The sequence below is a fragment of the Alteromonas sp. AWM4_230 genome, from assembly GCF_056158305.1.
This window is the reverse complement of record NZ_JBSWTB010000001.1, coordinates 3747759-3772422: the sequence shown is the minus strand read 5'-3', so window position 1 is coordinate 3772422 and position 24664 is coordinate 3747759. Positions and strand designations below refer to the sequence as shown.

Below are 24664 nucleotides of genomic sequence, written 5' to 3'. Positions count from 1 at the left end.
AATCGGCCTTTTTTTATTTTGGTGGAAGAAAATTAGCTTTATCCTGTCTTTAATATGATTAAAGAGTACTTCTCATGAGTAGTTATTGGAGTGAATACTGGCAGCAAGGTCACGTTAACTCGTTTGCCGATTCAACAAGTCAAAATTATGAAGGCGAGCTTGCTGAACAATGGCTGAGGTTTTTTGATGAGACAAACGTTCAAGGTGGTAGAGTCGTAGACCTTGCAACAGGCAATGGCGCGCTTATCGATCTTGCCGTAAATATAGGTAATTTCCGCGAACCCGAATATATCGGTGTTGATTACGCAACCTTAAAAATAGGCGATAGTCTTAAACACACTAATATCACCTTCCTGCAAGAACAGAATATTGAGTCACTCCCATTTTCAGATAATGAAGTGACAGCTGTCGTTTCCCAATTTGGTATCGAATACAGCAATTTGGATCTTACATTAAATGAGGTAAGTCGGGTATTACGGCCGGGTGGGAAATTAAGAGTAGTGGTTCACCGAAAAGAAAGTGCTATTGTTGAGCCAAATTTTCAAATTCTTAAAGTTATACAAACACTTCAAGAAAAGGGTAGCCCTTTAGAGGCACTAAAGCGATTAGTGGCTGCGTTAAACGAATCTTCTAAGCCAAGTCAGAATAAAGAAGCTATTCGGTTAGAGTTAAATGAAAAAGTGGGAAAACTCGTCAGTGAATATAAACAAGCATTGTACGATACAAATTTCCCGAAGCTTTTGAAGACGGTTTTAAATCCGAAAGTTTCAATTGCACAAAAAGAGAAGATTTTTGTCGAGTACGATAAAGAATTAGCATCTCATGGTGTAAGACTATCGGATTTAATCGACGCTGCGAGCGATTCCGAAGAAATTAAGTTACTCAAAAGTAAATTAACGTGTAACGATTTTGTTGATATAAGTGTTTCAGACATATCCGATAAAAGAGGTTTAATAGGCACAGTTATTAGTGCTATAAAAAGGCAGTAACTTGTTGTATTTTTAACCGCTAGCTGTGCATGTTAATGTGCATTATGTCCTTCAGGTTAATTTATTAACAAACAGATTGCATAAAAGGTGATTAATTGGACGCTGAGTGAACAATTAATCTCCACTTCTCGGCTGCAAGTACTTTGCTAGCTTGACTCTACCGAGCAATCCATGTGAATATAACACGTTCGTAGTACTGACTATTAATGTCAGAGCTACATTCCTGAAACAAAATTGTGAAAGTTTTATACGCCCCTTGCCCGAATATTTTCCTTATCGGCGAGGATTCAAATAAGAAATTTGGTTGGGAACTATGTCCAAAATGAGCAAGAGAACTCTTATTGCTTCTACTGTTATGGGTGCTTTCGCACTAACAGGTAGTGCAGTCTCTGCAGATACGCTTGAAGATCTTCATAAAGAAGAAGCGAAAATCCACGCGGCTGCAGCGAAATCTCAAGAAAAAATCAACACGTTGTTTGAACAGTCTCAAGAACTACTTGTTGAGTATCGTCAAACAGTAGATGAGACAGAAAACCTTAAAATCTACAACGATTACATCGCTAGCCTTGTTGCAGACCAGCAGCGTGGAATCGACTCTCTACAGCGTCAAATCGACAGCATCGAACAAACTAAGCAGGGCATCGTTCCTCTTATGTTCCGTATGATTGACAGCTTAGAGCAGTTCATCAAGCTAGACCGTCCAATTCGTTTGGAAGAGCGTCTGCAGCGCGTTGAGCGTCTTCGTGACCTAATGGCTAACTCTAACGTTACTGTTTCTGAGCAGTTCCGTCAGGTACTAGAAGCTTACCTAGTAGAAGTTGAGTACGGCACTAAGATCAATTCTTACCAAGGTACTATCGATGATGCGGGTACTGAAGTAACTGTTGACTTCTTTAACCTAGGTCGTACAGCTTTACTAGCTCTTTCTCTTGACCAAACGCACGCATGGGTTTGGAACAATGAAAGCCGCACTTGGGAGAAGCTAGGTGATGAGTACCTTTCTTCAACTATTGACGCAGTAAAAATGGCTAACGGCACCATTCCTGCGGCTCTTGTTAAACTACCAATTAGCGCAGCGGAGTAATTGTTAATGAAACCAGTATTCAAATCTCTTTTAGCCGCTGCGACAGTTGCAGTTGCGGCAACCGGAGCGCAAGCTCAGGAAGCAAAGAGCCTGAAAGATCTTTTAGACCAGGTTCAACAGAACCGTGTTTCTGAAGCTCGTCTAGACAAAAAGCGTGAAGCTGAGTTCCAATCAGCACGTGCTGATAAGCAAGCGCTTCTACGCAAAGCTCAAGCAAACCTTAAAGCTGAGCAAGACCGTGGCGATCGTCTACAGAAGCAATTCTCAGACAACGAAGTAGCACTAAACGAAAAAGCCGCTGAGCTTGACCAAGCTACTGGTACACTTGGTGAAATGTTTGGTGTGGTACGTCAAGCATCTTCTGAAGCTTACGGTCGTATCTCTACATCAATCGTTAGTGCACAGTTCCCTGGCCGCAGCCAGTTCCTAGCGGAAATGTCAGAAGACTCTAAAGGTCTTCCTAACATTAAAGAACTAGAAGACCTATGGTTCGCACTTCAAAAAGAAATGACTGAAGGTGGTGAAGTTGTTAAGTTTACTACTGAAGTAGTTAACCTAGACGGCGGTTCTTCACAGCAAGAAGTTGTTCGTATTGGTACTTTCAACCTTGTTGGTGAAGATGGTTACTTAGCATACGACGCCGAGTCTGAAGTTGTTCAGCCTCTAGGTCGTCAACCAGACGGTCACTTCGTAGCGTCTGCTGAAGATCTAATCGACGCGACTTCAGGTTTCACACCTTTCTACGCTGACCCTTCTCAAGGCGGTATCCTTGGTCTATTGAAGCAAAAAGCGACAATGTCTGAGCGTTATCACGCGGGTGGTCCAGTAGGTTACACAATTACGCTAATGCTAGCTGTTGGTCTACTAATTGGTCTTTATAAGATGATCACGCTTACCATCACTGGTGGTAAAATGCGTTCACAGCTTAAAAACGTGAACAGCCCATCTGAAGGTAACCCTCTAGGTCGTATTCTTAAAGTTTACCAAGAGAACAAAACTGCTGATGCAGAAAACCTTGAACTTAAACTTGATGAAGCGATTCTTCGCGAGCTTCCTAAAATTGAAAGCGGCATCAACGTAATCAAGATTTTCGCAGCGATTGCTCCTCTACTAGGTCTACTAGGTACAGTACTAGGTATGATCGAGACGTTCCAAACTATCACACTATTCGGTACTGGTGACCCACGTATGATGGCAGGAAGTATCTCAATGGCTCTTGTAACTACTGCTCAAGGTATTATCGCGGCTCTGCCTCTAATCCTTACTCACAGCATCGTAGCTTCTCGAAGCAAGTCAATCATCCACATTCTTGATGAGCAAACTGCGGGTATCGTAGCTGCTCACTCAGAGTCGGAGAAAGCGTAATATGAATTACCTGATTGGATTATTCGAATCGGTCAGGGACTTTATCGCTACCGGCGGTGACGTACTTTACTTCGTTGCTGCCGCGCTCTTTCTCATGTGGGTTTTAATGATTGAGCGTTACTGGTATTTAACCTCGGTCTTCCCAAAGGTGAAGAAAAACATCATCGCGAATTGGGATGCCCGAGCAGATACCACATCATGGTATGCGCATAGAATCCGTGACGCGTGGATTTCTCAAGCGTCAGACGATCTAAACGCTAGAATGCTGATTATCAGAACCATTATTGCAATGTGTCCACTAATCGGTCTACTTGGAACAGTAACCGGTATGATCAGTGTTTTCGAGACAATGGCAACACAGGGCACCAGCAACGCACGTCTAATGGCGGCTGGTATCTCTATGGCGACTATCCCGACAATGGCGGGAATGGTAGCCGCGCTATCTGGACTGTTCATCAGTTCGCGTCTTGAAGCGAAAGTGAAGCTGGCAAGAGAAGGGCTAGTTGATAGCCTGCCACATCATTAGAGAGAGAGATTATGGCTCGAAAAGTCAGAACCGAGGAAGAAGATGCACAGATCGACATGACGCCCATGTTGGATATCGTGTTTATCATGCTGATCTTCTTTATCGTTACCACTGTTTTCGTTAAAGAAGCAGGGATCGAAGTCAACAAGCCAGATGCGAGCCAGGCGATTCTTCACAAAAATGCAAACATTTTCATCGCCGTAACTGAAGACGGAAATGTATGGCTAGATAAGCGTGAAGTAGCGCCGGACAGCGTAAGAGCGAATATTGAAAGACTGCTTACCGAGCAGCCAACTGACTACGTAATCATTCAAGCTGACGTTAAAGCAAAGCATGGTTTAGTAGTTGAGATTATGGATCAGGTTAAAGCCGCTGGCGTTAACCGAGTCTCGGTAGCGGCAAGGGGATAAGATGTTACGTATAATTGTATCTATACTTTTAGGTGCTGGTGTTGCATTTGCCCTTTTCGTTCTAATGGCTAAGTTGATTGAAAACTCATCTAGACCAGCAGACGAAGTTCCGCCTGCACCGGTTATCGATATTGTAATGCAGGAACCAGACGACCAGACGCAAACGCGTACTCGTGTTCCACCACCACCACCGCCTCCGCCTCCACAGCCTCCTAAAATGGAGCAAGTAGAGCCGGAAACAGCGGAACCTGATGCAGATGGCTTTAGCTTAGCTATTCCAGCTATCGACACAGGTGGTGTTGGTGTAAACATCGGTGGTGTTGGTGCAATGCAACGTGACGGTGAAGCTACACCTATCGTTCGTATCGACCCGAAATATCCACCTGATGCAGCCCGTGATGGCCGTGAAGGTTGGGTAAGACTGTCTTTCACTATCAACGAAGTTGGTGGTGTTGAAGATATCGAAGTTATCGAAGCTGAACCTAAGCGCGTATTCGACCGTGAAGCACGTCGTGCTCTACGTAAGTGGAAATACAAGCCTAAGATCGTTGATGGCAAGCCAGTTAGACAGACAGGCATGTTCGTACAGCTAGACTTTAAACTGGAGCAATGATCATGATGAAACGTACATTCAAAATGTCAGCCGTTGCTTTAGTGCTAGGCGCAGGTGCGGTGCTTTCAGCACCCGCTGCTCTAGCGCAGTCGGCACCTGTTGTTTGCCCTGGATATGAAAAGGGCAAAACAACGCTAGTAGGTGAGCGTACCGGTAAGAAAGTTCAAAAAGCTTTTGAATTCTATAATGAAGACCAGCTTACCGAAGCGTTAAATGTACTTTATGAAATCGACCCTTCAGACGATTTTGATAAAGCTTACGTTAAACGTTTCATCGGTAACTTATTGGCTTCACAAGAAGGTCAGGGCGTTAAGGCGTTAAACTATTTGGTCGACTCTGTTGAGCCAAAAGTACTTAACGACACAGAGCACTCTCAAACACTTAAACTGATAGGTGATTTGAGCATGCAGGAAGAGAAGTACACTGATGCCATCAAATGGTATAACAAGTGGATGGAATTTACCTGTAAGGAAGATGCTGATGTGTACACTCGCCTAGCGCAAGCTTATTTTGAGTCTAAGCAGTTAGCTAAAATGATTGAGCCAGCAGACAAGGCAATTGCTTTGTATGAAGAGCCAAACAAGAACCCTTATGTTCTTAAGCTAACTTCTTACTACGAGCGTAAGATGTACCCTGAAACAGTTTCTGTAGCGGAAGATCTTGTTACTACTTTCCCTCAGGAAAAGACTTGGTGGTCGCGTCTTGGCTTTTTCTATATCTTGGTTGAAGACTACAAAAAGGGTCTTTCAACGCTAGAACTTGCATACATGCAGGGTTATCTAGAAAAAGATTCAGAAATCAAAACGCTTGCTCAGCTTTATCAAAGTAACGGTATGCCTTATAAGGCTGCTAAGCTTCTTGAAAAGCACATGAAAGAAGGCTTGTTGAAGAACGATGCTGATATGATTGCAAACATTGCTAATGCATATCACCAGGCTAAAAACTTTAAAACAGCGGCAAACTTGTATGCACAAGCTGCGGCTAAGAGTTCAGACCCTGAGCATTATCGTAAACAAGGTACGCTTTTACTTGTAGCAGAAGACTATAAAGGCGCTATCAAAGCACTAGAGAATGCTCTAGAGCGTGGCGCTGAGAACCCTGAGAAGATTCACTTCACACTTATGGAAGCGAATTTCTACGCGGGCAACTTTAGATCTGCATACAAGCATGTACAAGAAGCTAAGAAAGATCGCTCGCTACGCCGTAACGCGGCAGCGTGGGAACCTTACATCAAGGAAAAAGCTAAAAACCGCGGTATTAATATCTAATATTCGGATTTAGCCAAAAGCCTCCCTCGGGAGGCTTTTTTTTGCCTAGTAATTTGTAGTGTTTAAAAGATAAGTAAGACGAGAGTTAAGGTAAAAGGCTACAGGATAGTAAAAAACACGCCTGTAAAAACTAATAGTTAGGCTTAGTGGTTTTACTTTAACTGGTCAAAAGCAGGGCGCAACTCAGTTCTTATTAATGACGTAGCTTCTTTCAACCCATTTACGTTAAAGCCATTATTTATTAAAACACCCTCGATTCGCTTTATATCTATGAACGAATTGCTGAATAGGGTTGTTAGGTAGCTTTTTGCATTTACCACCTCTATCAGTAGGTCTAACTTTTCCTGCGTATCCCCAGTTATTCTAGGCATATTGCGGCAATCTCGGGCATTACTTTGCGCTTTAAACTGAGCGTTAGATTGCGCTTCTTTCGACAACTTATGCAAAATTGGCCAAACATCTTCTAACGTTCTTGTACCCTGAATAAAATGACTCAGCTTTGCTATATAGATTTCGAGCACGGTTTTGGAAAGTTCATGCACATTGGCGGCGTCAAAACTTGCTTTTAATGACATAAGGTTAGCTACAAGTTCAGTTGTTTTAGGGGAAAGGGGCAGCACAGCTAACGCGCTCGTCTCACCACTGGCCTTGTTAGGTTTTCGGCCATAATCAACTATGTCAAAACTATTTTGAGTCCAAAAGTTATCTAGCTTCAATGTGGTCCCGTAGGACGTGCATGTTGCATCTATGGACTGTTCACGGGCTGCGTTAACGACTTTATTAACTACATAACTACCCAAGCCTCTCCCCTGAAGTTTCGGATGTACAGCAATACGGTTAATTCTCCAATAATTATACGTGGCAACTTTAGGAGTACTAGAAAGCAGGGTAAGCCTTTGCGCGGCTAAATGGCCTTTAGGACGGCGCTGTCCCGAAGCAATACCGGTTGATACATGGGTTAATCTAATCCCACCTTCAATATTTATAATCGCGGCTGCTAACACAAAAGTGCCCAACTTCAGTGTGGCAACCATTACGTCAGGACTATCCAGTAAACGCATAAAATCGTCTGGCGTGGTTTGGTAGTGCGCCAGTGCAAGCAAAGACATAACTTGCTGAAGCGTGCTTTCGTTTAAGTTTTCAAAAGAACTTATACAGAATTTGCATCTCTCTATTAATTCAAGGCTGTCTTCTGACTCAATACCTGTGATGTTATCGTCGGCAGAACTGCCCTCAAATAAACATGCGCTGTCAAAAAATGCTTCAACAGGATCGTTCTCAAACCATCGCAGGGGGGTCGACAGGGTTAAATGAATGCTGTCGTTAGGCAAGTTAGGAACGAGTTTATGAATAAACCCGTTTCCTGAACCCTCATAGCCTTGCAGCGTGGTGCTTAAAATCCACTGAGGGTTTGTTGCTATGATACGGTTTATGGCTGGAAGGGGCATTGAGGCGGCCTCATCGACTACAACAAGGTCATACGCTGTATGGTTTTTGTTGTATAGCAGCTCGCTGTCAGGCGGTACCCATTTTAAAGAGCCTAAGGACCCTCTTCCGTTTTCAACCGCTCGGTGTTCTTGATTCACAGAGTCGGTATGATGAAACTGACTGCCTGTATTCTTGCTGTCATCAAAGTGGTGAAGATGAGACATTACGTTAGCAACGTTTTCACGCTGCTCGCTAGTAAGCAACACGTTTTTACCTTTCCTCACTAAGCTGTCAATAAATATACCTAGCAAAGAAGATTTACCTCTCCCCCTCGGAGCAGTGATCAAGGCGTTCAACTTATTTAGTGAGTAAGACTGGTACAAACGGCCGTATGCGCTTTCTTGCTCTTTGGAACGAAATAGCGAACCTCTATAGGCATTATCTAAGGGAGGCTTCTCTACTCGATAGGTTGCTAAATCCGGTAGTCTAGCTGTGGATTCAGTAAGTATTGCTATTCCAGTTTCGGCATGCAGGCAGTCAATAAAGCGTGCCAGGTATCGGCTATGGGCGAGTGTAAAGCCTTCTGAAAGAAAAGAAACTGAAGCATTGCTGCTCCACTGTTCCAACTCAGGACAGATAAGTATTAAACACCCGTGGTGTTTTACTATGCCTGCCACTGCCATTGCATCACCAGGCTTAAAAGAATCCCTACAATCCAATGTCGCAATATCGTACTCGCTGCCAAGCACTTTTTTCCGTCTCTTTCCTTTTAGCTCTGCACTAGTAAAGGTCGCTACGCTTAAAGTGGAAGTGTCATCAGCTAAAGTTTGAATAATGGATAGTGCGGCTTCACAGAACGTATCATAACCAGAAATTACCAGCATTCTTCGGTGAAGTGGGTAAGTTACGTCTGATAAGAGTGAGCTGTTTTCGCAGGCATTGTCGCAGCTTTTTTTACTATAGGGGGCAAGAAGCCATTCGCGTAATTGATTTAGCGCCATGAATCAGTTTTTTCGGTATAATCTAACGCTATAGTAGCGATTTATTGTGAGGAATTCGAATGCGCTTTCTTTCTCGGCGTTTAGTTATGCCAAATGATCTTAATTACGCCAATTCTTTGTTCGGTGGCCGCGCGTTAGAATGGATAGACGAAGAGGCTGCCATTTGGGCAATCTGTCAGTTAGAGACCAATTGTTTAGTGACTAAGCATATTGGCGAAATTAGTTTTGAATCACCAGCGATGCAAGGTGATATTGTAGAGTTTGGTCTGGAAACCAAAGCCGTAGGCCGGTCATCTATTACCGTAAGTTGTCTAGTGCGCAACAAGGCCACTAAGAAAACTATCTGCTTTGCAGATGATATTGTGTTCGTAAAGGTTGACCCAGATACTCGCCAACCAACGGCTCACGGCAAAACGTTAGAAGGCTTAAAAGCACAGACTGACGATGAAGTACGTCGACTTAATATGAATATTAACGCTGAATAGCTTTGGGCATTGAATGCCTTATATCATATAAAAATTATGATCTTAGCTTAATGTCTTATCTGCTTGACGGCGTGTATCTAACTGGTAGACTCCGTCGCATACGTTGAGGTTGCTATTTGCGTAGCCCAACACTATACCAAGGGGTGTCCGTTTACGGTCTGAGATCCACACACGTGGGAACCCTTACACCTGATCCGGATAATACCGGCGTAGGGATGGTTCACAGCATAGCCTTATCACCTGCCGTTAGACCCGGATCTTTTTTCTTAAATAAGAACAAGAGATCCCATGTATAAAACACTTTTCACACTATCATTGCTAGCAAGTTCTGTTGCTGCCTTTGCGCAAGAATCTGCAGCAAACAACACGTCAAAAAACACGCCTTCTGATATTGAACGAGTCGTCGTATCTGGTGACTTTCGACAAACTACACTTGACCAGCTAAGTGCTAGCGCGACAATTTTAGATCAAGAGCGTCTTCGCAGCAGGCAGCCAAGTCACATCGACAGTGTGTTAAACAGTATTCCAAACGTTAATTTTGCAGCGGGTGCTTCTCGTGGTCGCTTTGTGCAAATTCGCGGTATTGGCGAGCGTAGCCAGTTCGCTGAACCAATCAACCCTTCGGTAAGTTTCATCGTTGATGAGTTCGACTTCTCAGGTTTAGCCGCAGCAGGTATCATTTTTGATACAAAGCAACTAGAAGTCTATCGCGGACCTCAGGCTACGCTTTACGGCACAGGCGCACTCGCTGGTGCGGTTAAGCTTTCTAGTAATAACGTAGGTAGCGACGCGCCAGACTACGTAGAAGCCCGTATTGGTAACAAAGAGAGCTACCGTATTGAAGGGGCAACGGGTGATGAAATTAATTCGGATTGGGGATATCGCGTTGCACTTGTGCATAACCGTAGCGATGGCTTTGTAGAAAACACCTTTCTAGATAGAAGCGACACTAACAATATCGATGAGACCGCATTGCGCTTTGCCGTTGAAGGCAGCGTAGACGAACGAACCACGCTTGCACTTACCTACCGCTGGTATGATATTGACAACGGCTACGATGCATTTTCGCTCGATAACGATAACAAAACACTGTCTGACGAGCCAGGCTTTGACGAACACCAAACGCATGCAGTAAGCGCACGTTCAACAACCAGTACAGCCGCGGGCGACTTCATACTTATTGCCACTCATGCGGCTCATAACATCGCTTATGGCTACGATGAAGATTGGACATTCGATGGTTTTCACCCTTGGGGTTACACGTCTTTTGATGCGTACTACCGCGATGTTGAAACCCAAACCGGTGAGGTGCGTTTTGTGTCATCAGACAGTGCAGCGCTTTTCGATGGAATGACAGATTGGACGGTAGGCGTATTTTATAAAAACACAGAAGAAAAATTACTGCGTCAGTACACATACCTTGATAGTGACTTTGCCAGTGAATATACCCCAACGACTACTGCTATCTATGCTCAGACGGAAAGCCGTTTGAAGGACAACTTAGTGCTTGTAGCCGGGTTGAGAGTAGAAAACTACGATTTCGATTACGCCGATAACAACCAACTTACACGCGCGTTTGACACCACCATGGTTGGCGGAAAGGTAGCGCTTCAGTATACGCAAGGCGACCACTTCTACTACGGCAGCATTTCACGGGGTTTTAAAGGCGCAGGCTTTAATCCCGACAGCCGAGTAAACGATAATCAACGTTTCTTTGATGAAGAATACAACTGGAACTATGAAGTGGGTGTAAAAGGCCCCTTGCTAACGCCTGACTTAGTTGCTCGCGCTGCAATTTTCTACATGGATAGAACAGATACGCAGGTAAGTGATTTTGACGTTATCACTCGCGATGACGGCACGGCAGGTTTTGTAGATATTATCGATAATGCTGATTTGGGTACAAACAAAGGGGCCGAGCTAGAACTGAGTTGGTTTGCTAGCGATGCATGGCAGTTAGATGCAAGCGTTGGTTACCTAAGCGCTACATTTGAAGGATATACACTAGCAGACGGTACTGAAGTATCTGAGCAAAGACAGGCTCAGTCACCAAAGTGGACCGCAAACATTTACAGTGAGTACGCACTTACAGACACCATGCTATGGCGCTTAGATATAGACTATAAAAGCGAATACCGTTTTTCTGACGGCCATGATGTAACCGCGCCAAGCACAACACTGGTTAATTCTGAAATTGTAGTGTTACACGGTGATTGGCAGACCTCGCTGTGGGTTCAAAATGCATTTGACCGCGAGTATTACACTCGAGGGTTTGGTGGTTTCAGCAATGACCCTCGCGATGAGTATGCGTTTAACGAACCATATTACCAAATAGGTAACGGTCGCCAGTTTGGTATCACTGTTAAATACGCGTTTTAAAATAAAAGGAAACAGACATGCAAGTTATGGTTGAACTGTCGTTGTACCCTTTGGTTAACGAATATATTCCACCTATTCAAGATTTTATCGATAGGTTAAATAGCTATAGTGATATCACGGTAACAACGTGTTCTACCAGCACGCAGGTTACAGGTAACTATGGTGTGGTTATGAAAGTACTTGGTGAAGAAATGCAAAGGACCCATGAAGAAGTAGGGCAGGCTATTTTCGTTGCTAAGTTTTTAAACTTCGACGCTATGCATTCTAGAAAGTCATCTTAATGGCTAACTTCTTTTCTGAGTTCACTTCTCAAATTGCCGCTACTTCACTGCTAGAGTGGGTAGCGGTTGTCCTCGCTGTTGCCTATGTGTTGTTAGCTGCGAAACAGAACAGCTGGTGTTGGCTGTGCGCTTTTGTAAGTACCGCAATTTACACCTGGTTATTTTGGCAGGTGACGTTGCCATTTCAGTCTGCGCTTAATTTCTTTTACATGATAATGGCGGGATACGGTTATTATCAGTGGTCTAAAGGGGCGGAAGATGGCGAGGTAAAGCCAGTGCTTCATTGGCCGCTGTGGGTTCATTTGCTCATTGTGCCGAGTATGTTACTGCTCGCTTGGGCTCTGTCTGAAGTGGCAAGCTCACAGTTCAATAGTGAGTACCTACTATTAGATGCGAGTATCAATTTATTGAGTGTGGTTACCACATTTATGGTGGCCCATAAGATACTGCAAAATTGGGTTTACTGGTTTTTCATAAATTTAGCTTCGGCATATTTATACCTGCAAGTGGGCTATGCATTGTCTGCCTGCCTGTTCCTAGGTTACGTAGGCTTTGCTGTATTTGGATACTATCAATGGCTTATTCAATATAAGAAACAAGGTGAACAGGTTGGATATCCAAGCCACGCTGCAAAAGGCGCTTAATCTTAGCGACAGTGCAGATGTTTCGGTACATCCTGCTGGCGCGGTAAACCGTGTTTATCGCGTTCAAGACCCAGCAAATAGCCTATCAAGTTTAAGTGAAAGCAACCGTCAAATAACCGTTCATCAAAAGCTTGAATATGTCCCCATTGATTTAGCCGTTAAGTGGCTGGGCGATGATGATTTCAGTGGTGTGGAACGCAGACATCAGTTTGCTTTACAGCAACAATTATATGAAGTTGGGATAGCGCCGCAGCCAATCTGGCTAAGCGATGATGAAACAATCTGGGTAGAACAGTGGGAAAGTCATAGTGCAAGCGCAGGGCTTTCTTCAACTAAACCTCCTTTACTTACGTTGGCTGAAACCCTCGCGCGTATTCATTCGTTGTCTATTACCGCAAGGCCACTAAATCTAGTTGCGAGATGGCAGCATTATTGTGATGTTGCAAAGCTTGATTCGAGCAGTGACCTTTACTTGAGGGCACGAGCATTTCAAAACAACGTAATTCATAGTGAGCAAGACGATGAAGACTGCGTGTTGTGCCACAACGACTTATTGATTAATCACCTATTGCTTGGTACCAACAACTCGATAAAAGTCATTGATTGGGAGTATGCCGCAATGGGAAATCGTTACTTCGATTTAGCAAGCTGCTGCCTTATCAATAAACTTAATAAGAATGAAAGCGAAGAATTAGTTGCTCACTACGCAAAAGCTATGAATATAGACGAAGGCGATGCATTGGGTAAGTTTGAGTTACATACCGACATTGTTCACATAACAAACGACCTGTGGTTTGCTGCGCTCAATGCGAATAAAAGTAATTAAACGCAAAGCGTGAAGCGCTTTAGGCTTGCCTTTGCGTAGGGCTAGTTCAATGGTCAGCTTAAACAGGCATATTTGACGTTATTCGATTGAAAAAACAGCGTATTGCGTGTTAATTAAGCATGCAGTGCATGGTAGTGATAAAAAGGCTTTACCTTTTTAATGTCATCCGTATAATGCACAGCGCGCTAGGGGTGTAGTTCGAATTGGTAGAACAGCGGTCTCCAAAACCGATGGTTGGGGGTTCGAGTCCCTCCACCCCTGCCACTTTCTCTTCTTATGAACAATTTAGTTCAAACATAAAAAATATTCCTTTGTAAATTTCTTATCTAGTTCTTTCTACATAGTTACTTTTCGTAATTTTGATTTGCAATGCTTACCGTTAGTGTTTTGTAACCTGGGTTTAAATACTCAAGAGTCTATGCGCCAGCTAATACTTGTAAAGTAAAAGGTGCCGGTGTTTGACGGACTCACGGTAGGGTTTCTTAAACTTTGTGTGCTTACTACATAGCGCACTTTAGGTAAAAGAATGCGATAGTTATTCATTCAGCTCAGCAACTTTAGTAAACTTGGGCAAACAACGGTTTATTTACTTTAGGTCTTTTACGCAATGTCTCTTACTTCATATCAGCAGGCGGTATTACAGGAAATGGGGATCCCAGTGTGGATCACTAAAGACGCCCATGCGAAGATGAAAAAGCAGGAAGGCTTAAAAGAAGGCAGTACCTCAGCGTCAAAGCATGGCGCAGCTGCTAGTACATCGCCGCAAACATCTTTTAGCCAAAACGGTCAGGAACATAAGCCGCCGTCAGCGCCAATCTCACAAGAAGAAAAACAGTCACGTCTTGCCCAATTAAGGGCAAATGTAGGCAGTGGAGCAAAAGACAAACCTAAGCCTAAAGATGCTGTCACTGCCAATACGCCCACTCGTTACGCGCCATCAAATGAGGCAACTGAGAAAAGTGTCGCGAATAAATCAGAATTCGTGCACGGCGAAGCAAAAGGGCCAGTATCACCTGAAGGCATTCCACTAAGCGCCGAGCAAAGAGCGAAATCACAGCAATGGCTAAAAGACTTGCAGCTAGCCTGTGTTCAGTTGGGTATACCGTCACAGTGGGCTAGCACCATAATGATTGGCCGTACGCTATCGGTATCCGAAACGGCCATTATATTGCCAGCCACACCGCTAAAACTCACAACTGTGCAAAAAAGGGAGCTGTGGGCGCAGCTTATCAGCGCAGCACGCGCATTAAACCACTCCGCTAACGGCCAGTAGTGGCGTCGATGAAGTTAACAATCGTACCGCCACAAGGCTTTAACGAGCACATTGAACTTGCGCATGCTATCCATCAAGAGGCACAAGTGTCGCCTTGGAAACTAAGTACCTTCGCAGACTGTTTCACCAAACCCTATTACGGGGTGTTTGCCTTTGATAATGACAAGATTGTTGGCTATGCCATTATGCTTGAAGTTGTTGATGAAGCTACACTGATGGATATTGCGGTAGACAGTGGCGCTAGAGGCAAGGGTATAGGTCGCGCTTTAGTTGATTTTGTCATTGAGACATCAGTGAAAAATGCAATGCGTGAAATGTGGCTAGAAGTACGTGAAAGTAACCATACTGCTATTGCGCTTTACGAGAGCTCGGGGTTTGAGCATATAGAAACCCGCAAAAATTATTACACCATAAAAAGTAATGTTGACGGGAAAGACAAAAGTAATGGAAACAGCGCGCAAAAAGAAAACGCTAAAATCATGAAGTGGACAAACCCCACCTTAGCCTAGCTTTTGTATTCCTAGGCATATACGTTTCGCGTATATCAAAGCATTATCCGAACTCAGCATACGCTTCCAGACCATAGCCTCGCGTGTTTAAATTAGGATACGTTCCCATCAGTAAAGGTAGAAATAGCATGGCTAAAGTGCTCAACAGGGCTTTAATCTCTTCAAAACGATTTGCTATAAATGTGGTTACCTACAAAGAGGGTCATAGAGTGTTAGAACATAATGACCCTATGGGCAGCGGGCGTTACTTTAAATTTAATGTGGTACTAAAAAAGCCGAAGCGTGGCGGTCAATTTTGGGCAGAGAAAGTTATCTTTAACCTCTTTAATCGCATTTACTTTTTTCGGCCAGATAAGTACATGCACAGCGTTAGCAAAATAGAAAAAGGGGAGCGGAAGCTGCTGTCTGTTGCATTGTACCTGTAAGTCATAGTGTTTATCATTGATTAGCCACCCGTATAGCAAAGTTTCCACAAGGTTTTAAAAGGTTGACCATTTGGTCGATAAATTGGCGTGTTTGCACGGTCAGGAAGGTTTTAATCCCTTGCTAATTCACTTATATTTGCGCCCTCAAAATTCTCCGCCTACATTCAGCTTACCGGGCGGCAGAAACTTCTCTTAACGTAGTTCGTTTAATTGGATTTTTTAAAACGCATGTCTTCATCATCGGTGGCGGAAAAAGAGCAATCAAAAGGCATTAAAATGCTTTTGGTTGCGGTGTTGTGTTTAGGACTTAACTGGCCAGGCATGAAATTAGGGCTTGAGATTGTAGGGCCTGTATGGATGGTGTGCTTGCGCTTCTTGTTAAGCCTTCCCGTACTCGCGCTGTTTGTACTTATCACCAAAAAACGTTTACCGGTGCTCAATCGTAAAGATCGCTCGGTGGTGTTTGTCGTTGCCTTTTTCCAGTTTATCCTATCAATGGGGCTTATTACTGTCTCTCTGCAGTTTATTCCCGCGGGCACGGCGAGTATTCTTATTTACACCACACCGCTTTGGATGCTGCTTATCGACACCCTATGGTATCGGCAACGCCCGCCTTCTAAGCGATTAATTCTAACCGGTATATCTACCATTGGCTGTGCAATGATTTTATTTGCTTCGGGACAACCGGGCGCGTGGCTACCGCTCTTTGGTATGTTGCTGGCATCTGCATTGTGGGCGGTCGCTATTCGAAGAGTGTCTTTTCACAAGTGGAAGGGAAGCGTCATTGAAGCTGTCTTCTGGCAGTTTACCATCGCAGGTTTCGCCATGCTTGCTATTGCACTGATAGTTGAACCAATACCTAATTTTGGGGCTTACGATATAAGCGATTGGTTACTATTGGCGTACATTGGGCCAGTGGCAACGGGTCTCGGTTTTGGCCTTATGGTAGCGGCGGGGCCTAAATTACCCCCAGATAAAATTGTTCTTATTAGTACACTCACTCCGATAGTGGGCTATGTAAGTTCTGTGATATTGCTTAAAGAAACGCTACTGCCTATGGTTATGGCCGGTGCAATATTGATGATAGCCGCGCTAATAGTAAATGGCCTCCCCCAAAGCACACTTAAAAAAATATTAGGTAAAGGCCACGCGAAATAAAGGTAAGTTAAAGGGTTAGTCGAGGCTGTATAAAATCTAAAAACGCAGAGATACGAGACGATACTGCACTATTTTTATAGTATACCGCTTGTACCGACTCTCTGCGGTTTGGACTGACAATATCGTCGCGAAATAGCACTACCAGCGAACCTGCACTGATATCTTTGTGTACCATAAAGTGAGAAAGTAACGCGATACCTTGACCTGCCAAGCACAGCTGGCGAATAGTTTCGCCGCTTGACGCACGAAGACTGTATTGCAAGTTGATATCTTGCTTGAGCGGCCATTTATTTAGACTTGGTGAGTCGCTAAAACCAATCAGTTTGTGTTTGTTTAGCGTGCTAATTCCATCCTCACCTTCAGATATAGGATATTTTTCAAGATACTGTGGGCTCGCCACAATATGCAGCTTACTTTTTCCTAAACGTCTAGCGTGCAAGTTAGAGTCGCTTAAATCACCAATACGTATTGCGATATCGGTTTTATGCTCCAACAGGTCGATAATGCTGTCGTGACTGGTGATATCGAGTGTAATGTCAGGAAATGCTTCTCGAAATTCGCCTACTAACGGCGCTAGCTGGTGAAATACAAACGGGCTCGCAGCATCGACCCGAAGTTTTCCGGAAGGGGCGCGCTTTAATAGTCGTAATGCTTCTTCACCTTTTTCTAATATATTTAGCCCGTCTCTGGCATATTGCAGGAAAAGCTCACCTTCTTCTGTTAGCTCTAGCCGTCTGGTAGTGCGATTCAATAGAGTTACATCTAAGCCATCTTCAAGACGGGTAACCGCTCTACTCACTTTTGCAACCTGCTGATTGAGTAGATTGGCAGCACTGGAAAAACTACCTGTATCCACAACGGTTAAGAACGCTTCTAAATCTTCAGTTTTTGATGAGACTGGCATCGCACACCTTATATTTTCAAATATCGCAAAAGTATTTTGTCATTAGTGCTGTTTTTTGCAAATAAATTTATCGTCAAACTGTACGCACTTTATTAATGGCTTTCAAAAAACGGTGTAGTTGTTCGTTCTAGAAGCCAATGGTGGCGTTGTTAATCAAGCCATCTCGTTAATTACTTTTTGAGGATAATTGAAATGCCTATTGCATTATTTGCGTTAACGTTAAGTGCGTTTGCTATTGGCACAACAGAGTTCGTGATAGTGGGGCTTGTGCCTACCATTGCTACCGATCTTGGCGTTACGTTACCGAGCGCAGGCTTATTGGTAAGCTTGTACGCCGTTGGTGTTGCCGTTGGCGCACCGGTTCTTACCGCCCTTACGGGGAAGTGGAATAGAAAGCACGTTCTGCTTAGCTTAATGGCGCTATTTGTGGCAGGTAACATTCTTGCCTGGCAAGCCCCTAGCTACGAGAGCTTAATTTTAGCCCGCATACTGACAGGCCTTGCCCACGGAGTGTTCTTCTCCATAGGGTCCACTATTGCTACTGGGCTTGTGGCGAAAGAAAAAGAGGCCAGTGCTATTGCCATTATGTTTACGGGTTTAACCGTAGCTCTTGTGACCGGTGTACCCTTGGGAACTTGGATTGGTCAAAACTTCGGTTGGAGAGCAACCTTCCTCGTGGTGTCTGCGCTAGGTACGCTTGCGTTGATTGGTAGTGCGTTGTTGGTACCGAGCAATCTTAAACAAAGTAAGCCTGCCACCTTGGGTGAACAAATGAAAGTGTTGGTTCAGCCTCGTCTGGTATTAGTGTATCTAATGACGATTTTGGGGTACGGCGGCACGTTTACGGCATTCACCTACCTCGCTCCTATATTGCAGGAAGAGGCGGGTTTTGCGCCTTCAGCCATTAGCTTAATTATGCTGGTTTACGGTGTATCTGTCGCGGTAGGCAATATTTATGGCGGCAAGCTTGCTGACAACAAAGGCCCAATCCGCGCGCTAACAATCATCTTTTCAGCCCTTGCAGTCATCTTGTTTGCCCTGACGTTTACCATGGGCAGTAAAGTTGCCGCAGTGATTACTGTTTTAGTGTGGGGGGCATTTGCCTTTGGCAATGTGCCAGGGCTACAGGTTTACGTTGTTCAATTAGCAGAGAAGTTTACCCCTAATGCCGTTGATGTGGCATCAGGTTTAAATATTGCGGCATTTAACATTGGCATAGCAGTGGGTTCCATCTTAGGTGGCGCAATTGTCGATGGCATGGAGCTATCAGATACCGCATGGATTGGTGCGCTTATTTCTGTCTCAGCGTTACTTGTTACTCGCTACAGCGGCTATTTAGACAAGCGCGCACTTAGCACTGCGAATACGGCGAGTAATGCAACGAGCGCGTAGGGAGGTCACAATGACGACAAATACCTTTGATAAGCTTGCACAACATACGTTCTCTGTAGGTGTAGAGCTTCCGCTAGATAACGACTGGGCGCATTTCGACGCCACAAAAGGTACGCCGTTTGGCGTACCTGATATGACCGAGCATCACAGCCGTATTCAGCTAGCCGACAAGCTGGGGTTTAAAGCAGCGTGGGTACGAGATGTACCAGTTTACGATCCTAGCTTTGGTGACGCGGCTCAGGTTTTCGAAACCTTCACTTACTTGGGCTATTTAGCAGGTATCACAGACAATATTTTATTAGGCACAGCCGCTGTTGTTTTACCTCTTAGGCAGCCATGGCTTGTTAAAAAGGCGGCAGCAACGGTGCAGCAGCTAAGTAACGACCGCCTTATACTCGGTGTAGCCAGTGGGGATAGACCGGTTGAATATCCGTTGTTCGACGTCGATTTTGACAGTCGCGGCGAGCAATTCAGGCAGTCACTTGAAATTGTAAAGCACGGTGAGAATGCCCTTAAGCCTGGCATGTCGCTGTTACCGCGCTCAACCACGCCGCCTTTGTACGTTGCAGGGCTCGCTCAGCAAAGCCCTCAGTGGGTTGGAGAAAATATGGACGGTTGGTTGGCGTATCCAGGTACACCAAACGACCATGCAAAGCGCGTAGAACTATGGCGAAATGTCGCGGGCAATAAGCCTTACGTTAGTTTTATTCATCTCAACTTGGTTGAAGACGATGAAGCGCCCATAAAACGCCACCGGTTCGGGGTTGAAACTGGTGTAAACGGGCTTATCAAAGAACTCAATGCGATGAAAGAAGCGGGGGTTGATCATATTGGCCTGCACTTCAGACGTAATACGCAACCAGTAGAAGACGCGATGCAGCGCATTGCTGAAAACGTATTACCTCACTTTCATAAATAACAGAACCAACAAGGAGGCATCATGCCGAATGTAAATCAGTCACAATCTAAAATTCCTTCGCTAGGTGTAGGCACGTTTCGCTTAAAAGACGATGAAGCCTATAACAGCGTGACAATGGCACTTGAAGTGGGTTTCCGTCACATTGATACGGCGCAAATTTACGGCAATGAAGAAGCGGTAGGTCGCGCTATTAAAGACGCTATTGCAAACAATCTTGTTGCACGTGAAGACCTTTACGTCACCACCAAGGTGTGGAACGACAAGCTGAATAAAGCAAGCTTTGTGGATAGCGTAAAAGATAGTTTGGAAAAGCTTCAACTGTCGTACGTTGACCTGCTACTCATTCATTGGCCGTCACCGGAAAATGGCGAAAGCATGGAAGAGTATCTAGGTGAATTGCTGCGCGTTAAAGAGCTAGGCCTGACAAAAGAAATTGGTATTTCTAACTTTACCGTTGCACAAATTGAAGAAGCAGTGAGTATCTTGGGCGAGGGCGTTATTTCCACGAATCAGGTAGAGGTGCACCCTTATCTTACTAATGAAAAAGTGCGTGCAGCGTGCGAGAAACACGGTATCACAGTGACGGGATATATGCCGTTTGCTGTGGGTAAAGTGCTAAAAGACGAGACCATCATTGCAATTGCAGATAAGCATGACGTGAGCACTGCTGAGGTAGTTGTAGCCTGGGAGCTGGCCCATGGTTTAGTCACTATTCCATCGTCGACTAAGCGCAAGAATCTGGAAACCAATTTCAAAGCGCTTGAACTTAGCTTAGACGCTGACGATATCGCAAAGATTGACGCGCTAGATTGTGGCGACCGTCAAGCCAACCCAGATTTCTCACCTGCGTGGGACTAATCGGAAAAATCACTGTGTTAAGGAGCTTTTATGCAAGCTAACGTTTGGCAATTTGAACAAGCTGGCGCTTCGCTGGTACAAAACGTTCACGAGTTTTCTGAACCGGGAGCTGGTCGTATCATGGTGCGCAACTACGCCGTAGGCGTTAACCCAGTAGACTGGAAGTTCATCGATGATAACCCTCGCGACTGGGAAAAAGGGCATATTCCTGGTGTAGACGGCGCAGGTGTTGTTGTTGCTGTAGGTGAGGGCGTTGATAACAGCCTATTGGGTAGGCGTGTGGCTTACCATCATAGCTTAGGTGAAAACGGAAGCTTTGCCGACCACAGTGAAGTGTACGCAAGTCGCGTAATGCTAGTGCCAGAAAGTGTGGATTTTGCATTGGCCGCTGCCTTGCCATGTCCAATGCTTACTGCTTGGCAAGCTTTCAGCAAAGTACCGGTAAGAAAGGGCGCTGACGTGCTAGTTAGTGGTATGGGAGCAGTAAACAAACTGCTGGCACAAATGCTTTCACAAGCAGGTTTTAGTGTGCATGTTATCTCAGGTAGCTTTACTCAAGAGCAAGCTGCTGAGATGGGGGTAACAGCCATTCATCGCAATAAGCCTGAAGGGCAAACCTTTTACGCGCTTTTCGATGCAAATGGTCCAGACTATGCGGCGTCACTCGTGCCGCTTCTCGAAGCTAATGGGCATGTGGTAAGTATTTTAGGTCGTATCGAAGAGCCTATTGATGCGCCTTTTACGCGCACTATTTCTTATCATGAAATAGCCCTTGGTGCGCTGCATGATTATGGCGATTTGCCACAGTGGCAGCGCTTGGTGAAAGATGGTGAGGCTCTACTTGAACAAGTTGCTGCGCAATCTTTGGTGGTTGAGATCCCCAACCTGTTTGAATTTGATAATTTAAACAAGGCGCTGCAATTTTCAAAAGAAGATAAGCGAAAGGCGGTGGTAACCGTGTCATAGAGCCGGAACGATTAGGTTTCTTCCTTTATCTTTGGCTACGTAAAGGGCTTTATCAGCCCGCCTGAAGGCTTCGACAATATCGTCGGAGCCTTTACATAATGTCCAGCCAATGCAGGCTCCCAACTTCCTGTCATTAATCGATGCAATGGTTAATTGGTTGATGGCACAGTGGAGGGCTTCCAATTGCTCTGCAAATTCCTCGGCTTCACTAGACTGGCTATCATTAGGCTTTGTAATGCGCTTTGCAATGGCAAACTCTTCTCCACCATAGCGCGCTGCTACTTGTCCCTCATCATTAAGCGGCGCAAGAATGTTAGCAATGCCCTTTAGTACTTCGTCACCTACATCGTGCCCAAATGTATCGTTGATACTTTTGAAGTGATCTAAGTCGATTAGCGCAATGGCTAGCGCATCATGATCGTGTAAGCTTTTATCAAACGTATTGTCCACGAACATATCCAGCGTACGACGATTGGGCAACTCCGTTAAACTATCTTTGGAAGCCAGTTCTGCTAGAGTGCTATTCGTTTGTTCGAGCGCAAGGGTACGTTCTTTTACCAGTGCTTCTAATTTAGATGCCTGTTCACTTTTTAATTGTGCAGCTTCTTTCTGTGCGTCTCGTTCTCTTTGAACAACTTTCACCATATAGCTGGCAGTAAGTGCGACCATAAATAGGCATGTCATAACTAGCCCAGACATAAAAGTGGCGATGGGCTCTAAATAAAGCTCGACCTCAAAAAGTGCAATGACGGTCAAAATTAGCGTACTGAAGGTTACGGGAAGCATAGCGGCAGCAAGCCACTTGGCTCTATCAGAGCCCCGCTTGTGCTCTACGACGATAACAATACCCGCTATCAGTATGTAAGGGAAAAAGAGGACAACAGGAAGCTTTAAAGCAATATCTAACCCCACCGTTTGCCAAAGTAAAATCCCCATAAAAGGCAGCACTATGCAAAAACGTTTAACCGTATTTGCCCCGTACACTTCATGGTTGTCTCTGGCCAGTGTCTGAAACAATACCCAAAAGGCGGTAATCAAAACAGAGTAAATACTTACGGCATAGCTAATGTCGTTCAAACTTGGTGTATTAGGCCACAGTAGTTCAAATGCATAGCCAAAAACTCGGAAGAACCAAAACGTTGTGGCAAAGATAAACGAAGCAAAGCTAAGAAAAACTAAATTGCGGCTTGCAATAAAACCCAATGTACAAAGAACAGTAAGCAGCCCCATCGCGCCGAAAAATGCCATATCCCGCTGCAATGTTTTCATGTAAAGGTTGCTATAAAACTCAGGTGTAGCCACAGAGAAGCTGTATCTAAGTATCTCGCCAGACATGGTGCCGCTAAATTCCGTATAAGATGAAGCTGGTAATACAGACGGAAAGTGATAATTGGGCGTGTTAACCGCACGAGTGCTGTAAGGTGTATCGTCTCCTGTTTCCCATTGATGGGTTCCGTCGGTGACAACTAGTGTTTTTATTGCAGGAAAGCTTATTGAAAACCAGACAGGAACTTGCGTATCTAATTGGTTGTAAACGCGAACTTTAAAATGCAAGTACTGTGAAGGCGATCTATCAATAACATCAGCGCTATAAAACCACTCTTCATCGCCCCTAATGCTAGCTGAGTCACTTACCGCAAAAACAACATCGCTGTCTAAAGAGAGCATAGTTTGTGAGTTATTGAAATTAGCTGCGTTGGCCGTTTGGCAACAGCATGCTATCACAAGCCATGCGAGCAATATTCGCAGCATTCACCGTCCTTGTTTTATTGGTTTTTTTATCTACAACTCAATATAGCACATAGTTTCAAAAATTTAGTACGCATTAAATAAAACATAACTATAGGTAAATCGCCTATTTCTTGTTGCGTTTTTAGCGTGGATAACTAATTAAGGTCGTTAGAGAACTCGAAGCTAATAAAATGTGTGATGTCGTGTCACTTGATAGGCGTTGAGAGCGCGATGTACAACGTAAATAACACACAGGCTAAGTGCAATGGCAACCACTACCGATGAAAAGCGATACAGCGCACTATAAATAATATCCTGCTGAGGTGAGAGTGACTGGCCGTACAATATGCCAAAGGTCGTTAGCACACCGAAGCCAGTACCAGCACCACCTCCGCCTAAGACATGTTGGCGGCTAATGAAAAACACCAATATCCACAGGCTAAAACTAGCGAAAAATAACGTATCACTATAATTGAGCAAAATAAGCTGGGCGAGCAGGGCAAGATTACAACCAATGAGTGTACCCAGTGCCCGTTGCCATCCACTCATCGTTGCGCCTTTCCAACAAAGTGGAAATAGTATCAAGACGCTCGCAGCTTGTGCTGATATCGAATCTACTAAGTCAAAGGTTTGAAACACAGCAAAGGATAATGTGGCGACTGTCGTACATAAGATAACTTCGTGACGAATACTCGCTTTATCTTTTGTCGCTTTGGGCAAAGGCGTGCGCGGCGCTTCATCGGGAAAAACAATATGCAAGGCGAATGCAATTATCAATGCCAACAGAATTGCACCTATGTTTGATATGACCAATGCATAGATATCTATTCCATCACTACTGTAGCTGGCAAAATGAAGTTGCAGCGATAGTCCTACAAGGGAAAAGGCCCCGAATAAATACAGCGTACCTTTACTCATCTGCCAAAACAAAAAAGCAAAAGTGGCGGCAATTAGCGGTGTGATCAGCAATGGGTGGCTGCCGAACAAGCCGTAGATCACTAAAACAGTAGCCGCAGGAAAGGTGGTTGCTGCAAGAAATTGTCGAACAATGTGACCGTTTATAACGGCCACCAGTCCAAGCAATAGAATTGGATACAAGGTGAAAAATATCGGATTAGGCCAATCCAACGCTTTCGATATAGCAAACCCTAACGTGGCACCTGACGCGATCCGAAGCATCTGCTGAACATCATTTTTACTTAGCTGTGATTCCATATTTTATGTCTAGTA

General features: G+C 44.5%; 24 protein-coding genes, 1 tRNA gene and 1 riboswitch. Of the genes, 21 read left to right on the top strand and 4 right to left on the bottom strand.

Features of this window, described 5'->3' with window-relative positions; translation table 11 throughout:
• The first annotated feature begins 74 nt into the window (after positions 1 to 74).
• The 7 genes from ACXACS_RS16275 (at position 75) to ACXACS_RS16245 (ending at position 6255) form a co-directional block, all read left to right on the top strand.
• Positions 75 to 989, top strand: a complete 915-nt coding sequence (locus ACXACS_RS16275) for a class I SAM-dependent methyltransferase (RefSeq protein ID WP_474808119.1) — start codon at positions 75 to 77, stop codon at positions 987 to 989.
• Between the two features lie 322 nt (positions 990 to 1311).
• Positions 1312 to 2073: a DUF3450 domain-containing protein gene (locus ACXACS_RS16270; protein ID WP_118489934.1), complete on the top strand. Its 762-nt coding sequence runs from the start codon at positions 1312 to 1314 to the stop codon at positions 2071 to 2073.
• A 6-nt stretch (positions 2074 to 2079) separates the two neighbouring features.
• A complete protein-coding gene (locus tag ACXACS_RS16265) occupies positions 2080 to 3438 on the top strand; it encodes a MotA/TolQ/ExbB proton channel family protein (protein ID WP_474808117.1) in 1359 nt (452 codons plus the stop codon).
• 1 nt (position 3439) lies between these two features.
• Entirely contained in the window at positions 3440 to 3964 is a 525-nt protein-coding gene (locus ACXACS_RS16260) for a MotA/TolQ/ExbB proton channel family protein (RefSeq protein WP_012517736.1), read from the top strand.
• A gap of 11 nt (positions 3965 to 3975) precedes the next feature.
• Positions 3976 to 4374, top strand: coding sequence for an ExbD/TolR family protein (locus tag ACXACS_RS16255; RefSeq protein ID WP_012517737.1), 399 nt, complete (start codon positions 3976 to 3978; stop codon positions 4372 to 4374).
• Between the two features lies 1 nt (position 4375).
• Positions 4376 to 4987 (top strand): energy transducer TonB, encoded by a 612-nt coding sequence (locus tag ACXACS_RS16250; RefSeq protein ID WP_474808114.1) that lies wholly within the window; start codon positions 4376 to 4378, stop codon positions 4985 to 4987.
• A gap of 2 nt (positions 4988 to 4989) precedes the next feature.
• Positions 4990 to 6255, top strand: coding sequence for a tetratricopeptide repeat protein (locus tag ACXACS_RS16245; RefSeq protein WP_474808112.1), 1266 nt, complete (start codon positions 4990 to 4992; stop codon positions 6253 to 6255).
• Positions 6256 to 6407: 152 nt separating this feature from the next.
• Here the strand turns inward: ACXACS_RS16245 and ACXACS_RS16240 are convergent, their stop codons facing one another.
• Positions 6408 to 8684, bottom strand: coding sequence for a GNAT family N-acetyltransferase (locus ACXACS_RS16240; RefSeq protein ID WP_474808110.1), 2277 nt, complete (start codon positions 8682 to 8684; stop codon positions 6408 to 6410).
• Positions 8685 to 8743: 59 nt separating this feature from the next.
• Between ACXACS_RS16240 and ACXACS_RS16235 the strand changes: the two genes are divergently transcribed.
• The 10 genes from ACXACS_RS16235 (at position 8744) to ACXACS_RS16190 (ending at position 16664) form a co-directional block, all read left to right on the top strand.
• On the top strand, positions 8744 to 9169 hold the full coding sequence (locus ACXACS_RS16235; RefSeq protein WP_025254437.1) for an acyl-CoA thioesterase: 426 nt from the start codon (positions 8744 to 8746) through the stop codon (positions 9167 to 9169).
• A 129-nt stretch (positions 9170 to 9298) separates the two neighbouring features.
• Positions 9299 to 9402: riboswitch (TPP riboswitch) on the top strand.
• A gap of 55 nt (positions 9403 to 9457) precedes the next feature.
• Positions 9458 to 11548: a TonB-dependent receptor gene (locus tag ACXACS_RS16230; RefSeq protein ID WP_474808108.1), complete on the top strand. Its 2091-nt coding sequence runs from the start codon at positions 9458 to 9460 to the stop codon at positions 11546 to 11548.
• Positions 11549 to 11565: 17 nt separating this feature from the next.
• Positions 11566 to 11829 (top strand): hypothetical protein, encoded by a 264-nt coding sequence (locus ACXACS_RS16225; protein ID WP_474808106.1) that lies wholly within the window; start codon positions 11566 to 11568, stop codon positions 11827 to 11829.
• Complete coding sequence (gene pnuC, locus ACXACS_RS16220) at positions 11829 to 12473, top strand: nicotinamide riboside transporter PnuC (protein ID WP_474808104.1); 645 nt, start codon at positions 11829 to 11831, stop codon at positions 12471 to 12473. Before ACXACS_RS16225 ends, pnuC begins: the two co-directional genes overlap by 1 nt.
• Positions 12439 to 13299, top strand: coding sequence for a phosphotransferase (locus ACXACS_RS16215; protein WP_474808102.1), 861 nt, complete (start codon positions 12439 to 12441; stop codon positions 13297 to 13299). The genes pnuC and ACXACS_RS16215 overlap by 35 nt, the downstream gene beginning before the upstream one ends.
• 187 nt (positions 13300 to 13486) lie before the next feature.
• Positions 13487 to 13563, top strand: a tRNA-Trp gene (locus ACXACS_RS16210).
• 343 nt (positions 13564 to 13906) lie between these two features.
• Positions 13907 to 14572, top strand: coding sequence for an alanine acetyltransferase (locus tag ACXACS_RS16205; protein WP_474808100.1), 666 nt, complete (start codon positions 13907 to 13909; stop codon positions 14570 to 14572).
• Positions 14573 to 14580: 8 nt separating this feature from the next.
• The gene (rimI, locus tag ACXACS_RS16200; RefSeq protein WP_474808098.1) at positions 14581 to 15081 is read left to right on the top strand and encodes a ribosomal protein S18-alanine N-acetyltransferase; all 501 of its coding nucleotides are present in this window, start codon (positions 14581 to 14583) and stop codon (positions 15079 to 15081) included.
• 128 nt (positions 15082 to 15209) lie between these two features.
• Positions 15210 to 15506 (top strand): 2OG-Fe(II) oxygenase, encoded by a 297-nt coding sequence (locus ACXACS_RS16195; RefSeq protein WP_474808097.1) that lies wholly within the window; start codon positions 15210 to 15212, stop codon positions 15504 to 15506.
• A 228-nt stretch (positions 15507 to 15734) separates the two neighbouring features.
• Entirely contained in the window at positions 15735 to 16664 is a 930-nt protein-coding gene (locus tag ACXACS_RS16190) for a DMT family transporter (protein ID WP_039226449.1), read from the top strand.
• 7 nt (positions 16665 to 16671) lie between these two features.
• Here ACXACS_RS16190 and ACXACS_RS16185 read toward each other — a convergent pair whose 3' ends face one another.
• Positions 16672 to 17568 (bottom strand): LysR family transcriptional regulator, encoded by an 897-nt coding sequence (locus tag ACXACS_RS16185; RefSeq protein ID WP_474808094.1) that lies wholly within the window; start codon positions 17566 to 17568, stop codon positions 16672 to 16674.
• 192 nt (positions 17569 to 17760) lie between these two features.
• On the opposite strand from ACXACS_RS16185, the gene ACXACS_RS16180 reads away from it, so the two are divergent.
• The 4 genes from ACXACS_RS16180 to ACXACS_RS16165 are packed head-to-tail and all read left to right on the top strand — an operon-like array spanning position 17761 to position 21703.
• Entirely contained in the window at positions 17761 to 18960 is a 1200-nt protein-coding gene (locus ACXACS_RS16180; protein ID WP_474808092.1) for an MFS transporter, read from the top strand.
• A gap of 10 nt (positions 18961 to 18970) precedes the next feature.
• The gene (locus ACXACS_RS16175) at positions 18971 to 19879 is read left to right on the top strand and encodes a TIGR03571 family LLM class oxidoreductase (protein ID WP_474808091.1); all 909 of its coding nucleotides are present in this window, start codon (positions 18971 to 18973) and stop codon (positions 19877 to 19879) included.
• A 21-nt stretch (positions 19880 to 19900) separates the two neighbouring features.
• Complete coding sequence (gene dkgB, locus ACXACS_RS16170; protein WP_474808089.1) at positions 19901 to 20737, top strand: 2,5-didehydrogluconate reductase DkgB; 837 nt, start codon at positions 19901 to 19903, stop codon at positions 20735 to 20737.
• 30 nt (positions 20738 to 20767) lie between these two features.
• Entirely contained in the window at positions 20768 to 21703 is a 936-nt protein-coding gene (locus tag ACXACS_RS16165; RefSeq protein ID WP_474808087.1) for an alcohol dehydrogenase catalytic domain-containing protein, read from the top strand.
• Here ACXACS_RS16165 and ACXACS_RS16160 read toward each other — a convergent pair.
• A complete protein-coding gene (locus tag ACXACS_RS16160) occupies positions 21698 to 23455 on the bottom strand; it encodes a diguanylate cyclase (protein ID WP_474808085.1) in 1758 nt (585 codons plus the stop codon). The two genes, ACXACS_RS16165 and ACXACS_RS16160, sit on opposite strands and share 6 nt — an antisense overlap.
• Positions 23456 to 23617: 162 nt before the next feature.
• Positions 23618 to 24649, bottom strand: a complete 1032-nt coding sequence (locus ACXACS_RS16155) for a DUF2955 domain-containing protein (protein ID WP_474808083.1) — start codon at positions 24647 to 24649, stop codon at positions 23618 to 23620.
• Positions 24650 to 24664: the final 15 nt, after the last annotated feature.

What these genes read in the sequence shown, in the direction of transcription:
- ACXACS_RS16275 (WP_474808119.1), top strand. Translation starts at nt 75, where the DNA reads ATGAGTAGTTATTGGAGTGAATACTGGCAGCAAGGTCACGTTAACTCG.
- ACXACS_RS16270 (WP_118489934.1), top strand. Translation starts at nt 1,312, where the DNA reads ATGAGCAAGAGAACTCTTATTGCTTCTACTGTTATGGGTGCTTTCGCA.
- ACXACS_RS16265 (WP_474808117.1), top strand. Translation starts at nt 2,080, where the DNA reads ATGAAACCAGTATTCAAATCTCTTTTAGCCGCTGCGACAGTTGCAGTT.
- ACXACS_RS16260 (WP_012517736.1), top strand. Translation starts at nt 3,440, where the DNA reads ATGAATTACCTGATTGGATTATTCGAATCGGTCAGGGACTTTATCGCT.
- ACXACS_RS16255 (WP_012517737.1), top strand. Translation starts at nt 3,976, where the DNA reads ATGGCTCGAAAAGTCAGAACCGAGGAAGAAGATGCACAGATCGACATG.
- ACXACS_RS16250 (WP_474808114.1), top strand. Translation starts at nt 4,376, where the DNA reads ATGTTACGTATAATTGTATCTATACTTTTAGGTGCTGGTGTTGCATTT.
- ACXACS_RS16245 (WP_474808112.1), top strand. Translation starts at nt 4,990, where the DNA reads ATGATGAAACGTACATTCAAAATGTCAGCCGTTGCTTTAGTGCTAGGC.
- ACXACS_RS16240 (WP_474808110.1), bottom strand. Translation starts at nt 8,684, where the DNA reads ATGGCGCTAAATCAATTACGCGAATGGCTTCTTGCCCCCTATAGTAAA.
- ACXACS_RS16235 (WP_025254437.1), top strand. Translation starts at nt 8,744, where the DNA reads ATGCGCTTTCTTTCTCGGCGTTTAGTTATGCCAAATGATCTTAATTAC.
- ACXACS_RS16230 (WP_474808108.1), top strand. Translation starts at nt 9,458, where the DNA reads ATGTATAAAACACTTTTCACACTATCATTGCTAGCAAGTTCTGTTGCT.
- ACXACS_RS16225 (WP_474808106.1), top strand. Translation starts at nt 11,566, where the DNA reads ATGCAAGTTATGGTTGAACTGTCGTTGTACCCTTTGGTTAACGAATAT.
- pnuC (WP_474808104.1), top strand. Translation starts at nt 11,829, where the DNA reads ATGGCTAACTTCTTTTCTGAGTTCACTTCTCAAATTGCCGCTACTTCA.
- ACXACS_RS16205 (WP_474808100.1), top strand. Translation starts at nt 13,907, where the DNA reads ATGTCTCTTACTTCATATCAGCAGGCGGTATTACAGGAAATGGGGATC.
- rimI (WP_474808098.1), top strand. Translation starts at nt 14,581, where the DNA reads ATGAAGTTAACAATCGTACCGCCACAAGGCTTTAACGAGCACATTGAA.
- ACXACS_RS16195 (WP_474808097.1), top strand. Translation starts at nt 15,210, where the DNA reads ATGGCTAAAGTGCTCAACAGGGCTTTAATCTCTTCAAAACGATTTGCT.
- ACXACS_RS16190 (WP_039226449.1), top strand. Translation starts at nt 15,735, where the DNA reads ATGTCTTCATCATCGGTGGCGGAAAAAGAGCAATCAAAAGGCATTAAA.
- ACXACS_RS16185 (WP_474808094.1), bottom strand. Translation starts at nt 17,568, where the DNA reads ATGCCAGTCTCATCAAAAACTGAAGATTTAGAAGCGTTCTTAACCGTT.
- ACXACS_RS16180 (WP_474808092.1), top strand. Translation starts at nt 17,761, where the DNA reads ATGCCTATTGCATTATTTGCGTTAACGTTAAGTGCGTTTGCTATTGGC.
- ACXACS_RS16175 (WP_474808091.1), top strand. Translation starts at nt 18,971, where the DNA reads ATGACGACAAATACCTTTGATAAGCTTGCACAACATACGTTCTCTGTA.
- dkgB (WP_474808089.1), top strand. Translation starts at nt 19,901, where the DNA reads ATGCCGAATGTAAATCAGTCACAATCTAAAATTCCTTCGCTAGGTGTA.
- ACXACS_RS16165 (WP_474808087.1), top strand. Translation starts at nt 20,768, where the DNA reads ATGCAAGCTAACGTTTGGCAATTTGAACAAGCTGGCGCTTCGCTGGTA.
- ACXACS_RS16160 (WP_474808085.1), bottom strand. Translation starts at nt 23,455, where the DNA reads ATGCTGCGAATATTGCTCGCATGGCTTGTGATAGCATGCTGTTGCCAA.
- ACXACS_RS16155 (WP_474808083.1), bottom strand. Translation starts at nt 24,649, where the DNA reads ATGGAATCACAGCTAAGTAAAAATGATGTTCAGCAGATGCTTCGGATC.